20 protein-coding genes are annotated in these 20,903 nt (G+C 69.1%); 13 read left to right on the top strand and 7 right to left on the bottom strand.

Translation table 11 applies throughout. The annotated features are described in order from the left end of the window. Window positions 1–3: 3 nt before the first annotated feature. Entirely contained in the window at window positions 4–648 is a 645-nt protein-coding gene (locus ABZ434_RS23370) for an MEDS domain-containing protein (protein WP_359140100.1), read from the bottom strand. Between the two features lie 20 nt (window positions 649–668). Then, window positions 669–2,369 carry a helix-turn-helix domain-containing protein gene (locus ABZ434_RS23365; RefSeq protein ID WP_359140097.1) on the bottom strand — a complete coding sequence of 567 codons (1,701 nt, stop codon included), beginning with the start codon at window positions 2,367–2,369 and terminating at the stop codon, window positions 669–671. A 268-nt stretch (window positions 2,370–2,637) separates the two neighbouring features. Between ABZ434_RS23365 and dnaK the strand changes: the two genes are divergently transcribed. The 8 genes from dnaK to ABZ434_RS23325 all read left to right on the top strand — a co-directional run bounded on the left by dnaK (window position 2,638) and on the right by ABZ434_RS23325 (window position 11,562). Continuing rightward, window positions 2,638–4,548: a molecular chaperone DnaK gene (gene dnaK, locus ABZ434_RS23360; protein ID WP_359140092.1), complete on the top strand. Its 1,911-nt coding sequence runs from the start codon at window positions 2,638–2,640 to the stop codon at window positions 4,546–4,548. Window positions 4,549–4,557: 9 nt separating this feature from the next. Beyond that, complete coding sequence (locus tag ABZ434_RS23355; protein ID WP_359140089.1) at window positions 4,558–5,073, top strand: nucleotide exchange factor GrpE; 516 nt, start codon at window positions 4,558–4,560, stop codon at window positions 5,071–5,073. A gap of 6 nt (window positions 5,074–5,079) precedes the next feature. Next, window positions 5,080–6,030 carry a DnaJ C-terminal domain-containing protein gene (locus tag ABZ434_RS23350; RefSeq protein WP_359140086.1) on the top strand — a complete coding sequence of 317 codons (951 nt, stop codon included), beginning with the start codon at window positions 5,080–5,082 and terminating at the stop codon, window positions 6,028–6,030. Between the two features lie 77 nt (window positions 6,031–6,107). Further along, window positions 6,108–6,437 carry a chaperone modulator CbpM gene (locus ABZ434_RS23345; RefSeq protein WP_359140083.1) on the top strand — a complete coding sequence of 110 codons (330 nt, stop codon included), beginning with the start codon at window positions 6,108–6,110 and terminating at the stop codon, window positions 6,435–6,437. Further along, the gene (gene clpB, locus ABZ434_RS23340; protein ID WP_359140080.1) at window positions 6,428–9,070 is read left to right on the top strand and encodes an ATP-dependent chaperone ClpB; all 2,643 of its coding nucleotides are present in this window, start codon (window positions 6,428–6,430) and stop codon (window positions 9,068–9,070) included. Before ABZ434_RS23345 ends, clpB begins: the two co-directional genes overlap by 10 nt. Before the next feature lie 5 nt (window positions 9,071–9,075). Beyond that, window positions 9,076–9,519, top strand: a complete 444-nt coding sequence (gene trxA / locus ABZ434_RS23335) for a thioredoxin (RefSeq protein ID WP_359140240.1) — start codon at window positions 9,076–9,078, stop codon at window positions 9,517–9,519. A gap of 28 nt (window positions 9,520–9,547) precedes the next feature. Continuing rightward, entirely contained in the window at window positions 9,548–9,811 is a 264-nt protein-coding gene (locus ABZ434_RS23330; protein WP_359084181.1) for a UBP-type zinc finger domain-containing protein, read from the top strand. Beyond that, window positions 9,811–11,562 (top strand): FAD-dependent oxidoreductase, encoded by a 1,752-nt coding sequence (locus ABZ434_RS23325; protein ID WP_359140077.1) that lies wholly within the window; start codon window positions 9,811–9,813, stop codon window positions 11,560–11,562. Before ABZ434_RS23330 ends, ABZ434_RS23325 begins: the two co-directional genes overlap by 1 nt. Here ABZ434_RS23325 and ABZ434_RS23320 read toward each other — a convergent pair. Together ABZ434_RS23320 and ABZ434_RS23315 are read right to left on the bottom strand one after the other, a co-directional pair. Then, the gene (locus ABZ434_RS23320) at window positions 11,532–12,593 is read right to left on the bottom strand and encodes a hypothetical protein (RefSeq protein WP_359140075.1); all 1,062 of its coding nucleotides are present in this window, start codon (window positions 12,591–12,593) and stop codon (window positions 11,532–11,534) included. The genes ABZ434_RS23325 and ABZ434_RS23320 overlap by 31 nt on opposite strands. 735 nt (window positions 12,594–13,328) lie before the next feature. Next, window positions 13,329–13,868, bottom strand: a complete 540-nt coding sequence (locus tag ABZ434_RS23315) for a MarR family winged helix-turn-helix transcriptional regulator (protein ID WP_359140072.1) — start codon at window positions 13,866–13,868, stop codon at window positions 13,329–13,331. 154 nt (window positions 13,869–14,022) lie between these two features. Here ABZ434_RS23315 and ABZ434_RS23310 point away from each other — a divergent pair, with 154 nt between their 5' ends. After that, window positions 14,023–14,373, top strand: a complete 351-nt coding sequence (locus ABZ434_RS23310; RefSeq protein ID WP_359140069.1) for a DoxX family protein — start codon at window positions 14,023–14,025, stop codon at window positions 14,371–14,373. Between the two features lie 159 nt (window positions 14,374–14,532). Beyond that, window positions 14,533–14,766, top strand: coding sequence for a hypothetical protein (locus tag ABZ434_RS23305; RefSeq protein ID WP_359140066.1), 234 nt, complete (start codon window positions 14,533–14,535; stop codon window positions 14,764–14,766). A 66-nt stretch (window positions 14,767–14,832) separates the two neighbouring features. On the opposite strand, the gene ABZ434_RS23300 is transcribed toward ABZ434_RS23305, so the two are convergent. After that, window positions 14,833–15,873, bottom strand: a complete 1,041-nt coding sequence (locus ABZ434_RS23300; protein WP_359140064.1) for an LLM class flavin-dependent oxidoreductase — start codon at window positions 15,871–15,873, stop codon at window positions 14,833–14,835. Between the two features lie 212 nt (window positions 15,874–16,085). After that, on the bottom strand, window positions 16,086–16,781 hold the full coding sequence (locus ABZ434_RS23295; protein WP_359140061.1) for a helix-turn-helix domain-containing protein: 696 nt from the start codon (window positions 16,779–16,781) through the stop codon (window positions 16,086–16,088). A gap of 100 nt (window positions 16,782–16,881) precedes the next feature. On the opposite strand from ABZ434_RS23295, the gene ABZ434_RS23290 reads away from it, so the two are divergent. From ABZ434_RS23290 to ABZ434_RS23280, 3 genes are read left to right on the top strand one after another with little or no spacing between them, the layout of a single operon-like run. Continuing rightward, window positions 16,882–17,820: an NADP-dependent oxidoreductase gene (locus ABZ434_RS23290; protein ID WP_359140058.1), complete on the top strand. Its 939-nt coding sequence runs from the start codon at window positions 16,882–16,884 to the stop codon at window positions 17,818–17,820. Between the two features lie 51 nt (window positions 17,821–17,871). Further along, the gene (locus tag ABZ434_RS23285) at window positions 17,872–19,065 is read left to right on the top strand and encodes an LLM class flavin-dependent oxidoreductase (RefSeq protein ID WP_359140055.1); all 1,194 of its coding nucleotides are present in this window, start codon (window positions 17,872–17,874) and stop codon (window positions 19,063–19,065) included. Between the two features lie 29 nt (window positions 19,066–19,094). Continuing rightward, the gene (locus ABZ434_RS23280) at window positions 19,095–19,946 is read left to right on the top strand and encodes an SDR family oxidoreductase (protein WP_359140052.1); all 852 of its coding nucleotides are present in this window, start codon (window positions 19,095–19,097) and stop codon (window positions 19,944–19,946) included. A 299-nt stretch (window positions 19,947–20,245) separates the two neighbouring features. Here ABZ434_RS23280 and ABZ434_RS23275 read toward each other — a convergent pair whose 3' ends face one another. Beyond that, a complete protein-coding gene (locus tag ABZ434_RS23275) occupies window positions 20,246–20,821 on the bottom strand; it encodes a multicopper oxidase domain-containing protein (protein ID WP_359140049.1) in 576 nt (191 codons plus the stop codon). Window positions 20,822–20,903 lie beyond the last annotated feature (82 nt).

Genomic DNA, 20,903 nt, shown 5'->3' with positions numbered 1-20,903 from the left:
CGATCAGCCTCCGGCGGCAGCCGTCGCGCCGGGCGCTTTTCCGGGCGCCGGGCAGTACGGATTTTCCATGATCATGCCGTTGAGCCAGACCAGCGGGTGGGCCTTGACCAGGGGAAGGATCACATCGCTGCGGAATACGTCCAGGTCGTACATGCACATGCCCACCTGGGGATAGGACCGCAGCCAGCGCGTCGCGTTCACCTCGTACCGGACGAGTGCCCGGACGAAGGAGAGCTGCACGAGGGGCCGGGCCCAGCTCATATCGGTTGCCAGCCGGGCGAGGGCGCCGTTGCCGCCCGGGAACGTCTCGTCGGACCAGGCGTACATCCGGGCCAGCGTGCGGTCTCCGTCGAAGGTCCCGTTCTGCAGGTACTCGGTCGGGCCCTTGATCTGGAGGTTCTCCAGACCCCGGCCGCCGGCGGGCCCGGCCGCGGTCAGGACGTCGCGGAAGGTGGGGCCCTCTCCCTCCGCGGCCAGGAAGAGACAGGTGTGTCCCCTGTCCAGACCGTCCGCGAAGAACGGTGCCACGAGCCGGTCCCGCTCGGCGCGGCCCCGGTACAGGGCGCAGACATGGTCACCAGCAGTCAGCGGACTACCGCTCACCGAAGCGACGGATGCCCGGAGGGTCTCCGCTGTCCGTCGATGCATCGCTCGTCTCCTGATCAGGGTCATCCACCCAGAACTTTCCACACCCGGGTGGCGACGTGCAGATTCAGCCGGTTGTCGACGTCGCCGAGGTCCGTACCGCTGACCTCGCGGATGCGCTGGAGCCGGTAGCGCAGAGTGCTGCGGTGGATGGCCAGGGCGCCGGACGTGGCGTCGTAGTTGCCGCCGCACTCGAAGTACTGGGAGAGGGTCTGGACCAGGTCCGAGTGGTGTGCGGCGTCATAGTCCAGGAGCGGCCCGAGCCACTCACGGACGAACTGCTCGACCTCGCGGTAGCTGCCCCCCGGCCCCAGGATGCGATAGAAGCCCAGCTCGTCGAAGGTGGTGGCGCCGTGCGGTGACCGCGAGTGCTGACGGACTTCCAGAGAGCGCAGCGCCTCCTGGTACGAGCGCGAGATCTCGCTCGGGGTGTCGCAGCGTCCGCCCACACCGATGGAACCGGTGGGCGAGCCCAGTTCGCCGGCCACTGCCTCGTACAGGGCCGTCGCCCGGGGACGGCCCTGTAGGACCAGGACGGCCATCCCGGACCGTCTGACCAGCATTGACCGCATCGACAACCCGGCCGCAGCCCGGCCGATCGCCTGCACGAAGGTGTCGTCAGCCGGCTGGCCCACCCATTGCACCGCGGCAAGATAGTGCGGGCGGTGCAGGTCGTGGCCGAGCGCGGCGGCCCTGGCGTAGGCGCTTTCGTCGTCGGTGCCGGTGATCAGATCGTCCACCAGCTCGCGCCGTAGCCGCAGTTCCACCTCGGCGAGGTTGCGCAGGTGGGCCAGTTCCAGGGCCAGCACGGTGCAGGCGTGGTCGAGGGCGAACTGCTCCTGCTCGCCGGTACTCGCCGCGGGGTCGATCAGGGCGACGGTGCCGAGGACCTCGCCACGGTGCCGGGCCAGGGCGATGAGCCGCTCCCCCATCCGCACCGGCCGCAGTCGGCGGGCCACCCCTTGGAGTAGCTCTTCGTGCGGGGCCGCCTCGGACTTGGGGTAGGGGTCGGGCGGGCCCGGGCCTGCCCAGGCCCACAGATTGCCGAAGCGGTCCTCGATGGCGACCGGGTAGCCGGTGAGCCGGTGGAGGGCCCCGGCGATGCCTTGTACGCCGTCATCGTTCGCGGAGACGTCATTGAGCATCTCGTGGACGGAACGCTGATGCTCCAGCTCGGAGAGGGACGTGGCGAGCCGGGCGTTCGTGGCCGAGTGGTCCTCGTTCACCTTCCGGAGCTGCTGTGCGCCGGCTCGCTCGGTCCGCCGGGTCATGGCATGTGTCAGGGCCACCGCGGTCTGCTGCGCCAGGACCCGCAGGAGAAAACACTCGTCACCCGTGGGCTGTGACGGAGCGCTGACCACCAGGTGTCCGATGCTCTCGGCCTTGCCGCGCAGTGCGAAGTTCCAGCCCCATGCCCGGTCCGGGAGCGTGACCGGCCCGTCCCGCCCGCTCACCCTCTTGACCTGGGCATCGATGTGGGGGGTTGCGTGCGGCCAGTCGGCGGGGGTTCGGGTGGGGCCCCCGTCGAGGGTGAGGTAGGCGGCCTCGGCCCGGAACGGACCGAGGCTGCCCACGGCAGTGAGCGCCAGCGTCAGCACTTCACGCTCGTCCGGCCCGTCATCCATGATCATCGAGAGCACGAAAAGGCTGAACACGCTCGCCAGATGCTCACGGCCCCCGGTGTTCCGGGTGGATCTACCGGCGGTGCCCGAGGTCGTGGCCATGACTGGTGCCGGGACCTTCCTGGGTGAATAAGCCTTGAAACTCCACGTTACTCACATATCTGGACCCTGTCCGTGGATGTCCCGTTCTGCGCTCGTCCTGTCAGGCCGAGATCGCGTCGAGATTTCGGCCTAGCAGGCGCAGGCCGCAGGGCACCCGCGGCGGTGAGACTGAAGCGGTCAGCAGTGATCCGGTGGTGCCGCGTGTCGTCCGGAGAAGGGGCCGTGTGCATGCAGGACCGTCAGCCCATGTGTAACGAAGGAGTACCTCATGGCTAAGGCAGTCGGGATTGACCTCGGCACCACCAACTCCGTGATCGCCGCGTGGGAGGGCGGTGAGGCGGCGGTTCTCCCGAACTCCGAGGGCAACCGCACGACTCCGTCGGTCGTCGCTTTCACCGACGCGGGCGAACGGCTCGTCGGACAGTTGGCCCGCCGCCAGGCGATCCTCAATCCCAAGGGAACCATCTACTCGGCCAAGCGGTTCATCGGCCGCCGCTACGACGAGATATCCGACGAGGCGAAGGCCGTCGGCTTCGACGTGGTCGGAGATGAGCAGGGCAATGCCCGCTTCGAGGTGCGCGGCAAACTGTATGCGCCGGAGGAGGTCAGCGCACTGGTTCTGCGCAAGCTCGCCGACGATGCCGCGAAGCAGCTGGGCGAGAAGGTGACGGAAGCCGTCATCACCGTCCCCGCCTACTTCAACGACGCCCAGCGCACCGCGACGAAGGACGCGGGGCGCATCGCGGGCCTTGAGGTCCTGCGCATCATCAATGAGCCCACAGCGGCGGCCCTCGCCTACGGACTGGACAAGAAGGGACACGAGACCGTGCTCGTCTTCGACCTGGGCGGCGGCACCTTCGACGTCAGCCTGCTCGACGTCGGCGACGGGGTGGTCGAGGTCCGGTCGACCGCGGGCGACAGTCACCTGGGCGGTGACGACTTCGACCGGCGACTGGTGGACCACCTGGCGGACAGCTTCCAACGGGACAACGGCATCGATCTGCGGAACGACCCGCAGGCCCTGCAACGACTCTTCGAGGCCGCCGAGAAGGCCAAGACCGAGCTCAGTTCGGTCACTCAGACTCAGGTCAGCCTGCCGTTCATCACTGCGGACGCCGCCGGACCGAAGCATCTCACCGAGACGGTCATGCGGTCCACGTTCGAGCAGATCACCGAGGACCTCATCGAGCGAACCATGGAACCGGTCAAGCAGGCGATGGCCGACGCCAAGATCAGCGAGAACGATATCGACGAGGTCATCCTGGTGGGCGGCTCCACACGCATCCCCGCCGTCCAGAACCTCGTCCGCCGGCTTACCGGCGGCAAGGACCCGAACATGAGCGTCAACCCCGACGAGGTCGTGGCCATGGGAGCCGCGATCCAGGCCGGGGTGCTCAAGGGCGACGTCAAGGACGTCCTGCTGCTCGACGTCATCCCGCTGTCGCTCGGTGTGGAGACCCGCGGCGGTGTCATGACCACACTCATCGAGCGGAACACCACCATCCCGGTCCGGCGCACGGAGACCTTCTCCACCGCCGAGGACAATCAGGGAGCCGTCGACATCGTCGTCCTGCAGGGCGAGCGTGAGCTCGCGAAGGACAACCGTGTCCTCGGGCGCTTCCAGCTCAAGGACATCAGGCCCGCGCCCCGCGGTGAGCCGCAGATCGAGGTCACCTTCGATGTCGACGCCAACGGCATCCTGAACGTCACCGCACGGGACAAGAACACCGGCGCCGAGCAGGGCATCACCATCAGCGAGGGCTCCAACCTCGACCAGAGTGAGGTCGAGCGGATGGTCCGGGAAGCCGAAGAGCACCGCGGCGACGACCAGGCGTTGCGCGAGGCGGTGGACGCCCGCAACGAACTGGACGCCGTTGCCTACCAGGTCGAACGCCGGCTGAACGAACTGGCCGACGCCGCGCCCGCGCACGAGAGGGCACGTGCCGAGATGCTCGTCACCGACGCCCGGGAAGCCGTCAAGCAGGAAGCGCCGCTCGACAGGGTCAGGTCGCTGACCTCCGAGCTCCAGCAGATCCACGCGTCGCTGGCCTCCCACCAGGCAGGCGCGGGCACGTCCGCGGAGGACCAGGCCACGGCAGGCTCCGCGGCAGAGGGCGGGCCGAGCAGCTCCAGCGGATCCGACGACGACGTGATCGACGCCGAATTCGACAAGAGCTGAGGTGCGGTGATGTCCACCGAACAGGAGCCGACCACTCCCCAGGAGGAGCTGACCCAGGCCCCGCCCCCGGAGCAGCAGGAGGTGGACGACCACGCCGCAGCCCTCGACGAACTCCAGGACCGCTGGCGCCGCGCGCTCGCGGACCTGGACAACCTCCGCAAGCGTCACGCGAAGGAACTGGAGCGCGAACGCAGTACCGAACGCGCCCGCACCGCGGCGGCCTGGCTGCCCGTGATCGACAATCTGGACCTGGCGCTCACACACGCCGGAGCCGACATGTCGGCCGTACTGGAGGGCGTCAAAGCTGTACGCGACCAGGCGGTCGACGTGCTCGGCCGACTCGGGTACCCCCGCTACGAGGAGACCGGCGTGCCCTTCGACCCAGCCAGGCACGAGGTCGTCGGCACCGTCGAGGACCCCGATGCCGAGCCGAACACCGTGGTCCGGATCCTGCGTCCCGGGTACGGCGAGGGCAGCCAACAGCTGCGTCCTGCAGCCGTCATGGTCACCAAGCGGCAGGAGTGACGCACCATGTCACGGGACTACTACGACGTGCTCGGGGTGCAGCGCAACGCGAGCTCCGACGAAATACAGCAGGCCTTCCGCAGACTGGCGCGCAAATACCACCCCGACATCAACAAGGATCCGCAGGCCGAGGAGCGCTTCAAGGAACTCAACGAGGCTTACAGCGTGCTGTCCGACCCCAAGACCCGCAGTCGCTACGACCGCTTCGGCGAAGACTTCCGGCAGATCCCGGAGGACTGGGACGAGCGGGTGGCCGCAGGGGCAGGAGCCCGTGGCCGTGGCTCGTCCGGCCGGGGCGGCGACGGCGGCGGGGTCCGGTTCGACTACGGCGAGGGATTCGACGGCTCCGGCGTCAACTTCGAGGACCTCTTCGGAGGAATGTTCAGCGGCGGAGACAGCGGCCGGCGCGGGGGGCCGGTACCCGGCGCCGACCAGGAGGCCGAGATTCAGCTCGGTGTCGAGGAGGCGTACCGCGGCGGTCACCGCAGCGTCACCCTCGCCGGGCTCGGCGGACAGCGGACCTATGACGTCAACATTCCCCGGGGTGTGATCGACGGGCAGCGCATCCGGCTGGCCGGGGAAGGCGGAACGGGGAGGGGCTACGGCCCTCCGGGGGATCTGTACCTACGTGTACGGATCAAACCAGACTCGCGATTCCGCCTGGAGGGACGGGACATCCATGTCGCGGTGCCGGTGACGCCGTGGGAGGCGGCGCTCGGCGCGACGGTACCGGTTCCCACGCCCGGCGGAACTGCCAAGGTCACCGTGCCCAAGGGCTCCTCCAGCGCCCGTCGGCTGCGGCTGCGCGGCGAGGGCATGCCCAACCCCCGTGGCACCGACGGAGACCTCTACGCGGAGGTCCGCATCATGGTGCCGCCCGAACTCACCGACCGGGAGCGTGAGCTCTTCGAGGAGCTGGCTGCCGTCTCCACCTTCGACCCGAGGAAGCCAGGATGACCCAAGATCCGCGGCGTGCTGCCGCCGGGCCGGAGGCCGGGTATCGCCGGACGACGGCCCCAGGTCCGCAGCAGCCCTTGAATGTCGTTGTCCGCAACTACGCCATCGTGCCGGTTCACAGACTCAGCCTCGACGTCGTGGCCCGACGCTCCGGACTCCACCCCGATCTCGTCGAGCGGTTCGTCAGACTCGGCCTGGTCGACGCCACGCGGGACGACGAGGAGCGGCTGTGGTTCGAACCGACCGCCCCCGCCGCGCTCGCCCGGATCCAACGGCTACGTGCCGGGCTCCCCCTCAATTACGCATCCCTCGGTCTGGTGCTCGACCTGCTCGACCGGATCAGCGAACTGGAGGCCGCGTTGAGGCGCAGCAACGCCGGCTCTAGGAGTGATGAATCGTGGATATGAACCGGCTCACCCAGAAGTCCCAGGAAGCTCTTCAGCAAGCGCAGACGCTCGCCGGCCGGATGGACCAGACCGAGGTCGACGGCGAGCATCTGCTGCTGGCGCTCCTCGACCAGCCGGAGGGTCTGGTTCCACGGCTCTTCGACCAAGCCGGCGCCGACACGGAGGCGTTGCGCGCCTCGCTCATGAGCGAGTTGTCACGCAGACCGAAGGTGACCGGCCCCGGCGCCACACCCGGGCAGGTATACGTCACCCAGCGGCTGGCCAAGCTGCTGGACACCGCCGAGCAGGAGGCCAAGCGCCTCAAGGACGAATACGTGTCCGTGGAGCACCTCGTCCTGGCACTGGCCGACGAGGGATCCAGGACCGCGGCGGGGCGCCTGCTCAAGGAACACGGCATCACCAAGGACTCCTTCCTGTCCGCGCTGACCCGGATCCGAGGGAACCAGCGTGTCACCTCGGCCACGCCGGAGAGTGCGTACGAGGCGTTGGAGAAGTACGGCCGCGATCTGGTGGCCGAGGCGCGGAACGGCAAGATGGACCCGGTGATCGGCCGGGACGCGGAGATCCGCCGGGTGATGCAGATCCTCAGCCGCAAAACCAAGAACAACCCCGTGCTGATCGGAGATCCGGGCGTCGGCAAGACGGCCATCGTGGAAGGCCTGGCACAGCGGATCGTCCGCGGCGACGTGCCCGAGGGGCTGCGCGAGAAGACCATCTTCTCCCTCGACATGAGCTCGCTGGTGGCAGGTGCCAAGTACCGCGGTGAGTTCGAGGAACGACTGCAGGCCGTACTGAGCGAGGTCAAGGCCGCTGAGGGACGCATCCTGCTCTTCGTCGACGAACTCCACACGGTCGTCGGGGCCGGTGGCGGCGCCGAGGGCGCGATGGACGCCGGCAACATGCTCAAGCCGATGCTCGCCCGCGGTGAGCTGCACATGATCGGTGCCACCACGCTGGAGGAGTACCGCAAGCACGTCGAATCCGACGCCGCCCTCGAGCGCCGCTTCCAGCAGGTCGTGGTGGACGAGCCGAGCGTGGAGGACACCGTCTCCATCCTCCGCGGCCTGCGTGAACGCCTTGAGGTCTTCCACGGCGTGAAGATCCAGGACACCGCGCTCGTCGCCGCTGCCACCCTCAGCCACCGCTACATCTCCGACCGGTTCCTGCCGGACAAGGCCATCGACCTCGTCGACGAGGCCTGCGCACGGCTGCGCACCGAGATCGACTCCATGCCGGCCGAACTCGACGAAAGCACCCGCCGGGTGACCCGCCTGGAGATCGAGGAAGCGGCCCTGTCGAAGGAGACCGACCCCGCCAGCCGCAAACGTCTGGAAGAGCTCCGGCGCGAACTGTCCGACCTGCGTGCCGAGGCCGACGCCATGAACGCCCAGTGGGAGGCCGAACGCCAGGCCATCCGGCGGGTCCAGGAACTGCGTCAGGAACTGGAACAGGTGCGTCAGGACGCCGAGGAGGCCGAGCGCAACTACGACCTCAACCGCGCCGCCGAACTGCGCTACGGCACACTCACCGAGCTCGAACGCCGGCTGGCCGCCGAAGAGGAGGCGCTCGCCGCCAAGCAGGGCGAAACCCGGCTCCTGCGCGAGGTCGTCACGGAAGACGAGATCGCCGAGATAGTCGCCGCATGGACGGGCATCCCGGTGACCCGACTGCAGGAAGGCGAACGGGAGAAGCTGCTGCGGCTGGACGAGATCCTCACCGAACGCGTGGTCGGTCAGAACGAGGCCGTCAAGCTGGTCAGCGACGCCATCATCCGAGCCCGCTCCGGAATCCGCGACCCGCGCCGACCCATCGGCTCGTTCATCTTCCTCGGCCCCACCGGCGTCGGCAAGACCGAACTGGCCAAGACGCTCGCCGCGGCACTGTTCGACTCCGAAGAGAGCATCGTCCGCCTCGACATGAGCGAGTACCAGGAACGCCACACCGTCAGCAGGCTGGTCGGGGCGCCGCCCGGATACGTCGGCTACGAGGAGGGCGGCCAACTCACTGAGGCGGTCCGCCGCAAGCCCTACTCCGTGGTCCTGTTCGACGAGGTGGAGAAGGCACATGCCGATGTCTTCAACACGTTGCTCCAGGTACTCGACGACGGCCGGATCACCGACGCCCAGGGCCGCACTGTCGACTTCCGCAACACCGTCGTCATCATGACCTCCAACATCGGATCGACGCATCTGCTCGACGGGGCGAGCGCCGAGGGCGAGATCAAACCCGAGGCCCGGGCCCTGGTGATGGGTGAGCTGCAGAGCCACTTCCGTCCCGAGTTCCTCAACCGCGTCGACGACATCGTGCTGTTCAAGCCGCTGGGCATGGAGCAGATCAAGCACATCGTCGAGCTGCAGTTCAACGACCTGCGCCGGCGCCTGGCCGAACGCCAGGTCACCGTCGAGCTCACCGAACAGGCCCGGGAGCTCATCGCCCAGCAGGGCTTCGACCCCGTCTACGGGGCACGGCCGCTGCGCCGCTTCATCTCCCATGAAGTGGAAACGCTCGTCGGGCGGGCGCTGATCCGCGGCGATGTGCAGGACGGCTCGGCGATCCGGGTCGACGCCCAGAACGCTGAACTGGTCGTGACCTACGACGGGCCGGCCCGGGCAGACCATGGAATGGCTGCGTGAGAACGGTGACGACGAACCGGAGCAAGACGGTCGCCTGCGAGAAGTGTGGCCGTAAGAACCGGGTGCCGGCAGCAGCGGAGGGACGCCCGCAGTGCGGGAACTGCGGGGCTTCACTGCCCTGGATCGTGGATGCCGGCGATGACGACTTCGCGGAGATCGCCGAGCAGGCGGCGCCCGTCGTCCTCGTCGACCTGTGGGCCACCTGGTGTGGTCCATGCCGCAGGGTCAGTCCCGCGCTGGAACAGGTCGCTCGCGAGCTCGCAGGAAAGATCAAGCTCGTCAAGGTCGACGTCGACCAGGCTCCCCAGCTGTCCCAACGGTTCCAGGTGCAGGCCGTGCCGACCCTGCTCCTTCTCGACAGGGGAAAGGTCATAGCGCGGCAGGCCGGCGCCGCTCCCGCCAGCACACTGCGCCAATGGGTGGAGGACACCCTCGCGGGGCGCCGCTGAGCCGCTCGTCAAGGGAAGGACGATCATCATGACCACCGAAAGCGACTGGCACCTGTCGCTCGTACGCCCGGTGACGCCACGCACACCCGAGGGCTGCGAGGAGTGTCTGCGTCTGGGCTCCCCATGGGTACACCTCAGGTTGTGTCTGACCTGCGGTCACGTTGGATGTTGTGATTCCTCGCCGCTCAAGCACGCCCGACTGCACGCCGCCAACGTCGGCCACCCCATTGTGCGGCCCCTCGAACCGGGGGAGAACTGGCGCTGGTGCTACGTCCACGAGGCAATGGTCTGATGAGCGCGGGTACGGAGGACCCAGACGGGACGATCGCCGAAACCCCCGACCGGTTCGGCGCCTTCCCCCGGCTGACGTCGGAACAGCTCCAAGCGCTGAGCCAGCATGGCGAGCACCGTCCCACGCAGAAGGGCGAGGTGCTGTTTCGCGAGGGCGAGCCGGGCGAGGAGTTCTTTGCCATCGCCAGCGGGATGGTCGAGATCATCCACGACTACGGCGGTCCCGACGAACGCACCGTGGCCATGCACGGCCCCGGCCGGTTCCTGGGCGAACTCGGCCTGCTCGAAGGGCAGCCCGCATTCGACACCGCGATCGTGCGTGTGCCCGGCCAGGTCCTCGCGGTCCCGGTGGAGCGGCAACAGGCCCTGGTGGCACGTGATCCGGTCCTCGGAGACCTGGTGCTGCGCGCCTACCTGGGGCGCCGCTCCCTGCTCATCGGCCTGGGCGCCGGCTTCCGGATCCTGGGCTCGCGTTACTCACCCAACACCCTGCGGCTGCGCGAGTTCGCCGCCCGTAACCGGCTTCCGCACCGATGGATCGACCTGGAGAAGGACCCGGAAGCCGAGGCGCTGCTGCGCCGCTTCGGCATCCGCCCGGTCGAGACGCCGGTCGTCATCTGGAGAGGCGAGCAGGTACTGCGCAATCCCGACATCACGGACCTCGCGCGTCTCGTCGGGCTCCCCTCCTCTGCGCCCGACTCCGGCGCATACGACCTGGTGGTGATCGGCGCCGGTCCGGCCGGACTCGCTGCCGCCGTCTACGGCGCATCCGACGGCCTCGCCACCGTCACCGTCGACGCCATAGCTACCGGAGGCCAGGCGGCCACCTCCTCGCGCATCGAGAACTACCTGGGCTTCCCGTCCGGGATATCGGGTGGTGAACTGATGGAACGCTCGGTGCTCCAGGCCCGCAAATTCGGCTCCCGGATCACCGTCCCCGCCGAGGCCACCGCACTCGAACAACGCGACGGGCGGTACGCCATCACCTTCACGGACGGCTCCGAGATGCGGACCAGCACCATCGTCCTGGCCTCGGGAGTGCGCTACCGCAGGCTGCAAGTCCCCGGTATCGACCGGCTGGAAGGCACCAGCGTCTACTACGCCGCCACGCTCCACGAAGCCAATCTGTGCCGAATGGACCCCGTGGCCGTGGTGGGCGGCGGCAACTCCGCAGGACAGGCGGTGCTCTTCCTCGCCGAGTACGCGCCGAAGGTGTATCTGCTCGTCCGCGGTGGCGACCTCGGCAAGGACATGTCGCGCTATCTCGTGGACCTGGTGACACGCCATCCGAAGGTCGAGGTGCTGACCCGCACCGAAGTGCGCCAGGTCGACGGGGAGGGGGTCCTGGAATCGTTGACCGTGGAGCACACCGAGTCCGGCGACCGGCGCGAACTTCCGGCACGTGCCCTCTTCGTCTTCATCGGCGCCCGGCCGCACACCGAATGGCTGAAGGGCGTAGTCGGGCTGGACCCCCGCGGATTCGTGCTCACCGGCGCCGATGCCCGGTCATCGGCCGACCAGAGTCTCTGGGAATCGCTCGGGCGCGGACCACTGATGCTGGAGACCACCCTGCCGGGCGTCTTCGCCGCGGGTGATGTCAGGAGCGGATCGGTCAAGCGGGTCGCCTCCGCCGCGGGCGAGGGCGCCATGGCTGTCCGGCTCGTCCATGAACACCGGGCTCAGGAGGGCAACCTCGTCCGCGAGCCCGGGAGGAACGAGTCTCAGTCCGTTCCCGGCCAGTCGGTGTCCTGACGCTGCCCCTGCCGCTGGCGCGTGCCATAGGCGGCTTGGCGTACCGCCCTGTCGTCCTCCAGTCCGACGCCCAGGGCGCCGCCCACCGTGCCCATGGACGTGATGAACCAGGCGAGAGAGAGGTAATAGCCTGCGCTCGGCTCCTGCCCGACGGTGGCCCGAACCGTCTCGGGGGTGAGCAGGAACACCGCCGTGACGGTGACGAGCAGGAACAGCACGGCGTACAGGCAGACGATACCGACGTACAGCGTCATGATCGTCGCCACGTTGTACAGGCGTGCCCGATGCCGGGCCATCTCCCCGCTCGGCCGTTCCCACAGCTCGTGATCGATGACCAGCCAGGCCACCACGGCGGTGATGGACGCGAAGGTGAGAAAGGCGTCGTGGGCAGCGTCCAGATGGCGGCTGACCTGCCAGACGTCATTGCTGATCAGTCCGAAGGCAGTGGTGGCGAAGACGCCGGCGAGCGCGCGTGACAGCCCGAGGAACAGTAGCCAGGGCCGGTTGGCCCGAACCATTCCGGCCAGCAGTCGCGCTCGGCCCCAGATGCCGGGGAGAACGTAGTACCGCCGTTTTCCCGCGTACTGGATCCGACGTGGAAGCAAGGTTTCGCCCAGCTTCGCCGGGAGCAGCTCACCGATGGCTCCGAGCACCGCCTCACGCACCCGCCGGGAAATGCGGAACATGCCCAACGACGGCAGGGACAGCAGGGCGATCTGCTCCGAGGGACTCAGCATCAGCACGACCGGCCGGGCCTTGTCGCGATAGGGCAGGTCGGTCACGAACACCGCGATGTCCCACGTCCTGCCCTGCAGACGTTCATTGAGCGCGTACATCATCCGAGGCAGGTCCGTCTGTGCGATCACGCCCAGAGGACTCGAGACCACCGTCACCCGCCAGTCCACGTCCGGCGGCGCCTCGCCAAGAAGACCGGCGAGGTCTTCCTTGAGCCGCTCGGCGACTTCGGTCGGCCACCCCGGATCGGCCATCACAAGGAGGTCGAGCGTCCGGCGCCGGGGCGGGGGGCTCACCTGCGGGTGTGTGCTCACCGGGAGGCCGGGGCGCGGAGGTGCGGGCGCGGGAGGGCCCGGGCGACCTGTCGCCAGTCCCTGTTGACGGGCATCGGAGTCGGCGGCGGTACCACGCGGTAGGTTCTCATCCGGCTCTCTCCGCTGTACGGGTGGGGGCGCCCCGACCAGCACACCAGTCCCGGCCCGGATCCGCCCGCCGGGCGCCGCCGACAGGTGTGGGTCCTTCCCCCCTGAGCGGGCGTCCGCCTGACGGCTAGCCGTATTGCCCTCCTGTCAGCAGGTCCTGCCGGAGGACTGCCGGGTCGGTGCTCCGACGGTCAGGCGCTTCGTGTGCTCATGGGCTGTGTGCGGCTGCCGCTGCCAGGTCCGGGTCAAAGCCGTTCAAGGACCGCCATCGCTGTACGGGGGCCCACGTTCGCCACACCCCGCGAACCGTCAGTCACACGCAAAATGACCCCAGAGAACCTGTTTCCGCAGGTCAGAAAGTTCCTCAGGGTGACACTGGTGGGGCGGGTGGGACTCGAACCCATAAGAGTGACGCCTCCGTCCGGCCGCATCCTCCTCGATCCCGCTCGGACGGGGATCGGTTGGGTGTTCGCCACACCGCATCCCCAGCACGCGGGCCGAACTGACGTCGTCGGCTGCCTGCCTCCAGGAAGATCACTGCCGACGCCGCCCGATCAATCCTCCACACCGGCGCGGAGCTGAACGTATCTGCGGTTCAGCACCTCGTCGTCAGAAGTCCGTGGCCGGATCGCCCCCGCCGTCACAGTCGCCGTCGTGAGTGGTGCGGACGCGGGCCAGGAGCGCGCGCAGGGTGTCGCGCTCTTGTGGCGTGAGGTCCCCCAGGAGTTCGTCCTCGACACGGCTGATGGCGGCGTCGATCTTGGTGACGGCAGCCGCGCCCGCTTTGGTGATCTCCACGATGTGACGGCGTCGGTCGGCCGGGTCACGGCGCCGTCGTACCAGGTCGCGGTCCTCGAGCGAGTTGAGAAGGGTGACCAGGACGCTGGGATCCACGCACAGACGTGCCCCGAGATCACGCTGACCGAGCTGACCGTCGTTGAGGTGCATCAGCACGACGGCGTGGCGTGGGGTGACTCCGGAGGTGGTGAGCGCCTCACGGATCCATGCTTCGGTGACGCCTCCGTGCCGCGCCAGGAGCAGGGAAAGCCGGGACTCCGGGCCGGTTGGCTCGGGGGCGTCGCCACCGGCGGTGGAGCTGACGGGAGCGCGGGTGGCGGGGGTGATGCCGCCGGATTGTTCGCGGGCCATGATCCGACCGTAGCAAGGCGCTGAAGAGTCGGTTGCCGCAAATCGTTGAACCACTTACATTATCTGCCGGGGTACATCTTTTCTCGTACCGCCTCCCCGGACGTTTCTGGGCCCCCTCAGCGGTCCCCGTCCCCATTCCCTTCCGGAGTTCTGCATGTTCATCGCCTATGTCGTCGTCGCCATCCTGTTGTCCCTGCTGCTGCTCGCTTCGGCCCGCGGCGACATCACGCGCGACCCGAAGATCACGGACAACCTCAGGACGCTCGGGGTTCCCGACAGCTGGTTCGTGCCGCTCGGCCTGATCAAGATCGCGGGCGCTCTGGGCCTGCTCGTCGGCATCGCCTACCGGCCGCTGGGCATCGCGGCCGCCATCGGTGTCGTCCTCTACTTCCTGGGCGCCGTGATCACGCATCTCCGCGCGGGCGACAAGAAGGGAGTCGGCGCGCCGGCCGTCATCATGCTCGTCTCCGTGGCACCGCTGGTACTGGCCATCGCAACGATCTGACCGCGCGCACAGCAGTGAAACCGGCTCGAGGCGCACGGGCCGGTGGACGGCTTCCCCCGTGGACGGCTTCTCCCGTCGAGTCGGCATTTTTACGCCGCCGGCCCGGCTCCTGGATCAGCTGCGCGTTCGGTCGCCACGTACTGCGGGCTCGCGACCGAGGTGCCGCACTGGTACGACCTGCTCTCCGGGATCAGGGCCGGCCTCCCGCAGCAGGGCGTACCGCGCCGTCCCATGGCACAACTGCTCGACCGGTGGCGCGCGGTCGGTGAACCTCTGTGGAGCGGTCTGCACGGGCAGCTCCGCCTGTTGCGGAACGTGTCGCACGAGGCCGGTGAGGGCGCGTTGGAGGAGTTGCGCGACGCACTCCTGGTCACCCTGCTTGGGCGGAGCTGACACCACCTGAACCCGACCGCCCTGCGAGGCCGCGGGGAGATCGGGTTCGGTGGCGTCGTCTGCGGCTCAGGAATCCTGGAGCTCGGCGCGGATCCGGGGCAGAACCTTGGTTCCGAGGAGTTCGATGCCGCGCAGGTAGTCACGCTGGGGCATGCCGCCCACGTCCATCTGGAGGATCTGGCGGCTGTGGCCGAGCAGACCGTGGAGGTGGAGGATGCGGTCGGCGATCTCGTCAGGGCTCCCGACGAAGACCATGCCGTCGGACCCGAAGGCGGCGGCCCGGTCGGCGCGCGGCGGGGCCGGGCGGCCGAGTTCGGCCATGCCTTCGGCCATCATGCGGTGCTCGTACTCCAGGTAGGTGGCGCGGGCCTGCTCGCCGGTGTCGGCGACGAATCCGTGGACGGCGACGGCGATGTCGGCCTGTTCGGCGGGGTGGCCGGCCTCCTCCCAGGCGCCGCGATAGGCGCGGCCGTACTGGGCCCAGTGTTCGGGGGTGCCGCCGAGGATGCCGAGGAACATGGGCAGGCCGAGCTCGACCGCGCGGTAGACGGAGTTGGGGCTTCCGCCGGTGCCCAGCCAGATCTTCAACGGCTGTTCGGGGCGCGGGAAGACGGTCGCGTCCTGGAGGGGGCGCTTGCGGTGCGGACCGTCGAAGGAGACGTTCTCGCCGGCGTTGACCGCCATCAGCAGTTCGAGCTTGGAGGCGTAGAGCATGTCGTAGTCGTGCTCGCTGTGGTCGAACAGCGGGAAGGTGATGGCGGAGGAGCCACGCCCGGCGACCGTCTCGATCCGGCCGGGCGAGATGGCCGCGGCCGTGGCGAGCTGCTGGAAGACGCGAATGGGATCGTCGGTCGACAGGACGCTGACGGCGGTACTGAGCTTGATCCGGTTCGTGGACGCCGCGGCGGCGTTGACGACGGAGGTCGGCGAGGACAGCGGCATCGCGCGCATGTGGTGCTCGCCCACTCCGAAGTAGTCCAGTCCGACCTCGTCGGCGAGCTTGATCGCCTCCAGCACGTCCCGGATGGCGTGAGCGGTCGGGCCACGGCTGCCGTCCGCCAGACGCGGCGTATTGCCGAAGGAGTAGACGCCGAGTTCGAAGGTCATGACGTGTTCCTGTTTCCGTTGCTCTGGGTGGGACCGGCCCATGGGTACCGGCGGGCGGTGTGCCAGGACCTCGCACGCGGATCAGGCGGTCCCGCGCTCTCTCAAAATGGAACGGCCTGCCCGATTCCATGTCTGCCACCCTAACAACTGAAGTGGTACGCGTGTTCCACTTGCCGGAAGCGGAACTCCTGTCGGATCGCGGAGCCCGCTCGTCACACGGCGATCGGGTGGCTTCGCGTCAGGCGGACCATCGCCCGGTAGAGGGCCGCGGGCGAGGGCGCCTCCGGCATGGGGGGCACGGGGGCGTCGGGAGTCGCGTAGGAACGGATCATGTGGGCGACCAGGCGCCGCCACGCATCCGGGGCGGCGTCGCCCGCGGCGCTGACGACACCCGCATTGGCCATCAGCAGGATGGGGATGTCCCGGTCGGTGAAGTCCTCGCGCAGGTAACCCGTTTCCCGGGCCCGCGAAATGAGGGCGAGCACGTCGTTGTACGCCTCGGCCCGGCGTGCTTCCAGCGCCTTGGCGGCAGGGAAGGTCATGGTCAGCACGTCGGCGAAGCCGCGGTCGGCCGCCTGCATGGCGCAGATCGCGTAGAGGTAGCCGGTGAACGCGCGCCAGGAATCGGGGTCCGCCAGAGCCGTGGTGACGGATGCGGCATACGCGTCCATCCGGTCCGCGAAAACGGCGTTGATGAGTTCTTCCCTGGTGGCGAAGCGCCGGGAGAGGGTCGCTTTGCCGACGCCCGCCTCCCGGGCCACGGAGGCCATGGACACACCGAGACCCTCACGGGCGTAGAGCCGGCGCGCCGCCGTGAGGATCCGGTCGCGGTTGCGCTCGGCGTCACTGCGCAAGCTCGTCTTGAGCTGCTCACCCTGGGGCGCGTCGGGGTCTGTGGAGGGAGTCATACCGCCATCCTACCCAAGTGGAACACGCGTACCACTTCAGTTGTTATGGTGGTGGTCGTGGAAACGGGTAGGCCGTTCCACTTTAGGAAGGTGTTGTGCCATGCGTGCTCTTACGCTGAATGAGGTTCCCTCCGCTCCCGTCGTCGCCGAGGCCGAGACGCCGCGCCCCGAGGCCGGCGAGCTGCTGGTGAAGGTGGCCGTTTCCTCGGTCAACGGTTTCGACCTCTCCGTCCTGGGCGGTCACCTGCAGGGGATGATGGAGCACCGGTTCCCGCTGGTGGCCGGGATGGACTTCGCCGGTACCGTCGACGCGCTCGGCGAGGGCGTCGAGGGCTACGCGGTCGGCGACGCGGTCTTCGGTGTGGCCCTCAAGCCCTACCTGGGCGGTGGTGCGCTGGCCGAGTACGTCACCGTCAACGCCGGCTTCGGCGTCGCCCCGATCCCCGAGGGCCTGGACGTCAAGGACGCCGGCGGACTCGGACTGGCCGGGACCGCCGCGCTGAACAGCCTCGACGCGGCAGGCGTCACCAAGGACCAGACCGTCCTGGTGTCCGGTGCGACCGGTGGGGTCGGCGCGATCGCCGTCCAGATCGCCGCCGCCCGTGGCGCCAAGGTCATCGCGACCGCCCGCCCCGGCGCCGAAGCCGACTTCGTCACCGGCCTCCACGACACCGACATCGCGGTCGTCGACTTCACCGGCGACCTCGTCGCCCAGGTACGCGCCCTGGCTCCCGGCGGCGTCGACGCCGTCCTGCACCTCGCGGGCGACGGCACCGCCCTGGCCGGCCTCGTCCGCCCCGGCGGCCTCCTCGCCTCGACCGTCGGCCTGACCCAGGAAGCCGTCGAGGGCATCGACATCACCGTCCACCCGATCATGGCCAACCCCGACCCGGCCACCCTCACCACCCTCGCCGACCAGGCCGCGACCGGCACCCTCACCGTGCCCGTCACCTCCACCTACTCCCTCGACGAGGTCGACAAGGCGTTCGCCGCCTTCACCAACGGCACCCTCGGCAAGATCACTGTCGCCTGCTCCTGACCCACCGCGCCCCGGCCTCGCGACCGCACCCGAAGAAGTTCGAGGAAACCCATGGAACTCGGCGTCTTCTCCCTGAGCGACATACTTCCCGGCAGCCCGGACACGGCGGCCGGCCGCACCGACGACATCATCGGGTACGGAGTCCTGGCCGAGCAGCACGGCTTGGACGTCTTCGGGATCGGCGAGCACCACACCAGGCAGTTCACCGTGCCCTCCCCGGCGGTGGTGCACGCCGCGATCGCGAGGTCGACCAGCCGCATCAAGCTGACCACGACGGCGACCGTGCTCAGCGTGCTCGACCCGGTACGCGTCTTCCAGGGCTTCGCCACGCTCGACCTCGTCAGCCACGGACGGGCGGAGATCATTGCCGGACGCAGCGCGTTCGCCGAACCGTTTGCCCTGTTCGGCGAGGAAATCTCGCAGCAGATTCTCGACCTGAAGTCCGAACTCGGGTCGACCGGTTCCTCGGCCAGGTCGACATCGGCGGCATGCCGCCCGAGATGGTCCGCGCGTCCATCGAGCGGTTCGGGGACCTCGTCGCCCCATCCGTCCGCCACGTCCTCGCCTCCTGAACCTCGTGAGCCCCAAGGAAGAAGATCCTGTATGAACGTCACCGTGTTCGGTGCCACCGGCGCGATCGGCGCCCTGACCGTCACCGAGCTCCTGGAGCGCGGCCACCAGGTCACCGCCTACGCCCGCAACCCGCAGAAGGTCCCCGCCACCTGGGGCGACCGCGTCCGCGTCGTGATCGGCGAGGTGTCCGACAAGGACGCCATCGACTCGGCCGTCGCTGGCGCGGACGCCGTGATCAGCGCCCTCGGTCCGAGCATGGACCGCAAGGCCACCGGCACGCCGCTCGTCGCCGGAACCCGCAACATCGTCGACGCGATGAAGCACCACAAGGTGCGCCGTTACATCGGCCACGCCACCCCGGCGGTCCTCGACCCGCAGGAGAAGCCGACCCCGGTCACCCGGCTCATCGGCTTCATGCCCCGCACCTTCATGCGCCGGGCCTACGACGAGATCACCGGCATGAGCGACCTCATCAAACAGTCCGGCCTCGACTGGACCATCATCCGCTTCATCGCACCCAAGAACACCCCCAAGCAGCTGAAGGTGCGCGTCGGCTTCTTCGGCACGGACAAGCTCGGATTCGCCGTCAGCCGCGCCGACATCGCCGCCCTCACCGCCGCCCAGGTCGACGACGACACCTACATCGGCCGCGCCCCCGCCATCAGCAACTGAACCCCGCCCCGCACGGAACGAGGAATTCCATGACCATCGCGATCATCGGCGCCACCGGCAAGCTCGGCGTCCTCACCATCGACGCCCTCATCGCACGAGGCGTCCCCGCCGGCAACGTCCTCGCCCTCGGCCGCAACGCCGAGCGCCTCGCCGAACTCGCCGGACGCGGGCTGCGCACCGCTGCCGTCGACCTCGACGACGTCGACGGCACCGCCAAGTCGCTCGACGGCGTCGACAAGCTGTTCCTGGTCTCCTTCGGCCCCGGAGACCGCGTCGCCCAGCACGGCAACGCGATCGACGCCGCCCGCCAGGCCGGCGTGCCGCACCTGATCTACACCTCGGGTCTGGAAGCGCCGACGACGATCCTCGAACTCGCCGCCGACCACAAGGCCACCGAGGAACTCGTCACCGCCTCCGGCATCCCCGCGACCTTCCTGCGCAACGGCTGGTACACCGAGAACCACCAGCAAGACTTCGCCGGAGCGCGCGAGCGCGGCGTCGTCGCCAACAGCATCGCCGACGGCCGCATCGCCACCGCGCCCCGCAAGGACTTCGCCGAGGCCGCTGCCGTTGTACTGAGCACGCCCGGCCACGAGGGCAAGGCGTACGAGCTGTCCGGCGACACCGCCTGGTCCTTCGAGGAGTTCGCCGCCACCGCGGCCGAGGTGCTCGGCACGCAGGTGCGCTACCAGGCGCTCACCGGCGAGCAGGAGCGCGAGCAGCTCCTCGCGTTCGGTCTCGACGAGGGGACCGCAGCCTTCATGGTCACGCTCAACGCCAACATGCGTGACGGTGCTATGGCCCCTACCTCGGGCGACCTCGCCCGGCTGATCGGCCACCCCACCGAGCCCCTGGCCACGACTCTCCGTACCTGGGTCTGATCTCCGGACCGTGGGAGCGGGGTGCCGCACCCGCGACTCCCCGCTCTTTCCTCCGCGCAGACGATGCGGGCACCCGCCCATGCGATCCGATACGTCCGACCGCATGGGCGGACCTGACCGCAGCCGGCGGCCAACCCACAGCCCCCTGCACCCCGGCTGGTGCATCGCCTTCTCCGCTGACGCCTCCCCTCGTTGCCCTCGTCCGCGGCCTGCGCGCCGAGCCCCAGAGTCAGGCAGGCGGCCGCCGCGGTCAGGGCAGGACTACTGGCAGGCGGGCAGGGCAGCTGCGGCTCGGAGGATCACCTGCCGGACGCGGGTCCTTCATCCGGCGGGGCGTCTCTCTCGGCGACTTCGAGGATGCCCATCATGCCGAGGTCCTCGTGCGCGGAGATGTGGCAGTGGTAGACGGTGCGGCCCGCCTCGCCACGGAAGGGCACGGCGAGGCGGACGGTGGTTCCCGCGGGGATGTTGACGGTGTCGCGCCAGGCGCGGAAGGGCTCGGGCTTGCCGTCCCGGTCGATTACCTGGACGGGGTAGCTGTGGAGGTGGAAGGGGTGTCGGAGGGCACGGCGGGGTCGGTGCCCCGCGCTCAGCGCGAGGGCTGCGGCCAGGGCCGGGCCGCCGGTGAGGGCGGAGGTGCGGCGCTTGAGGAGCGTGGCGGCTACTGGCCCGGTTACCGCGCCGACTGCGGCGAGTTCGAGGAGAGCGGCGGTGAAGTACAGGGGGTCTCCCGGCCGGGTGAGGTCGAAGGAGAGGCCGGCCGTGCGGGTGGCGATGACAGCGACGACGGCAAGGAGGGAGGCGATGGGTGCCCAGCGCACGCGCCGCCAGGTCACGACGGCTGCGGTGAGGGGCAGGACGGCCAGTGCGGCCATGCCGGGGTTCGGCCGGCCTTGCAGCACCGGGTGGGCGAGAAGCTCGCAGGACGCCAGCGCCAGCAGTCCGGCGGTTCCCAGG

Origin of the sequence: Streptomyces sp. NPDC005761 (assembly GCF_040630635.1) — a bacterium.
GTDB lineage: Bacteria > Actinomycetota > Actinomycetes > Streptomycetales > Streptomycetaceae > Streptomyces.
This window is presented reverse-complemented; position numbering and strand designations above follow the sequence as displayed.

Coding starts and splice junctions, on each gene's coding strand:
- ABZ434_RS23370 (WP_359140100.1), bottom strand. CDS start 648: ATGCATCGACGGACAGCGGAGACCCTCCGGGCATCCGTCGCTTCGGTG.
- ABZ434_RS23365 (WP_359140097.1), bottom strand. CDS start 2,369: ATGGCCACGACCTCGGGCACCGCCGGTAGATCCACCCGGAACACCGGG.
- dnaK (WP_359140092.1), top strand. CDS start 2,638: ATGGCTAAGGCAGTCGGGATTGACCTCGGCACCACCAACTCCGTGATC.
- ABZ434_RS23355 (WP_359140089.1), top strand. CDS start 4,558: ATGTCCACCGAACAGGAGCCGACCACTCCCCAGGAGGAGCTGACCCAG.
- ABZ434_RS23350 (WP_359140086.1), top strand. CDS start 5,080: ATGTCACGGGACTACTACGACGTGCTCGGGGTGCAGCGCAACGCGAGC.
- ABZ434_RS23330 (WP_359084181.1), top strand. CDS start 9,548: ATGACCACCGAAAGCGACTGGCACCTGTCGCTCGTACGCCCGGTGACG.
- ABZ434_RS23325 (WP_359140077.1), top strand. CDS start 9,811: ATGAGCGCGGGTACGGAGGACCCAGACGGGACGATCGCCGAAACCCCC.
- ABZ434_RS23315 (WP_359140072.1), bottom strand. CDS start 13,868: ATGGCCCGCGAACAATCCGGCGGCATCACCCCCGCCACCCGCGCTCCC.
- ABZ434_RS23310 (WP_359140069.1), top strand. CDS start 14,023: ATGTTCATCGCCTATGTCGTCGTCGCCATCCTGTTGTCCCTGCTGCTG.
- ABZ434_RS23300 (WP_359140064.1), bottom strand. CDS start 15,873: ATGACCTTCGAACTCGGCGTCTACTCCTTCGGCAATACGCCGCGTCTG.
- ABZ434_RS23295 (WP_359140061.1), bottom strand. CDS start 16,781: ATGACTCCCTCCACAGACCCCGACGCGCCCCAGGGTGAGCAGCTCAAG.
- ABZ434_RS23290 (WP_359140058.1), top strand. CDS start 16,882: ATGCGTGCTCTTACGCTGAATGAGGTTCCCTCCGCTCCCGTCGTCGCC.
- ABZ434_RS23285 (WP_359140055.1), top strand. CDS start 17,872: ATGGAACTCGGCGTCTTCTCCCTGAGCGACATACTTCCCGGCAGCCCG.
- ABZ434_RS23280 (WP_359140052.1), top strand. CDS start 19,095: ATGACCATCGCGATCATCGGCGCCACCGGCAAGCTCGGCGTCCTCACC.
- ABZ434_RS23275 (WP_359140049.1), bottom strand. CDS start 20,821: ATGGCCGCACTGGCCGTCCTGCCCCTCACCGCAGCCGTCGTGACCTGG.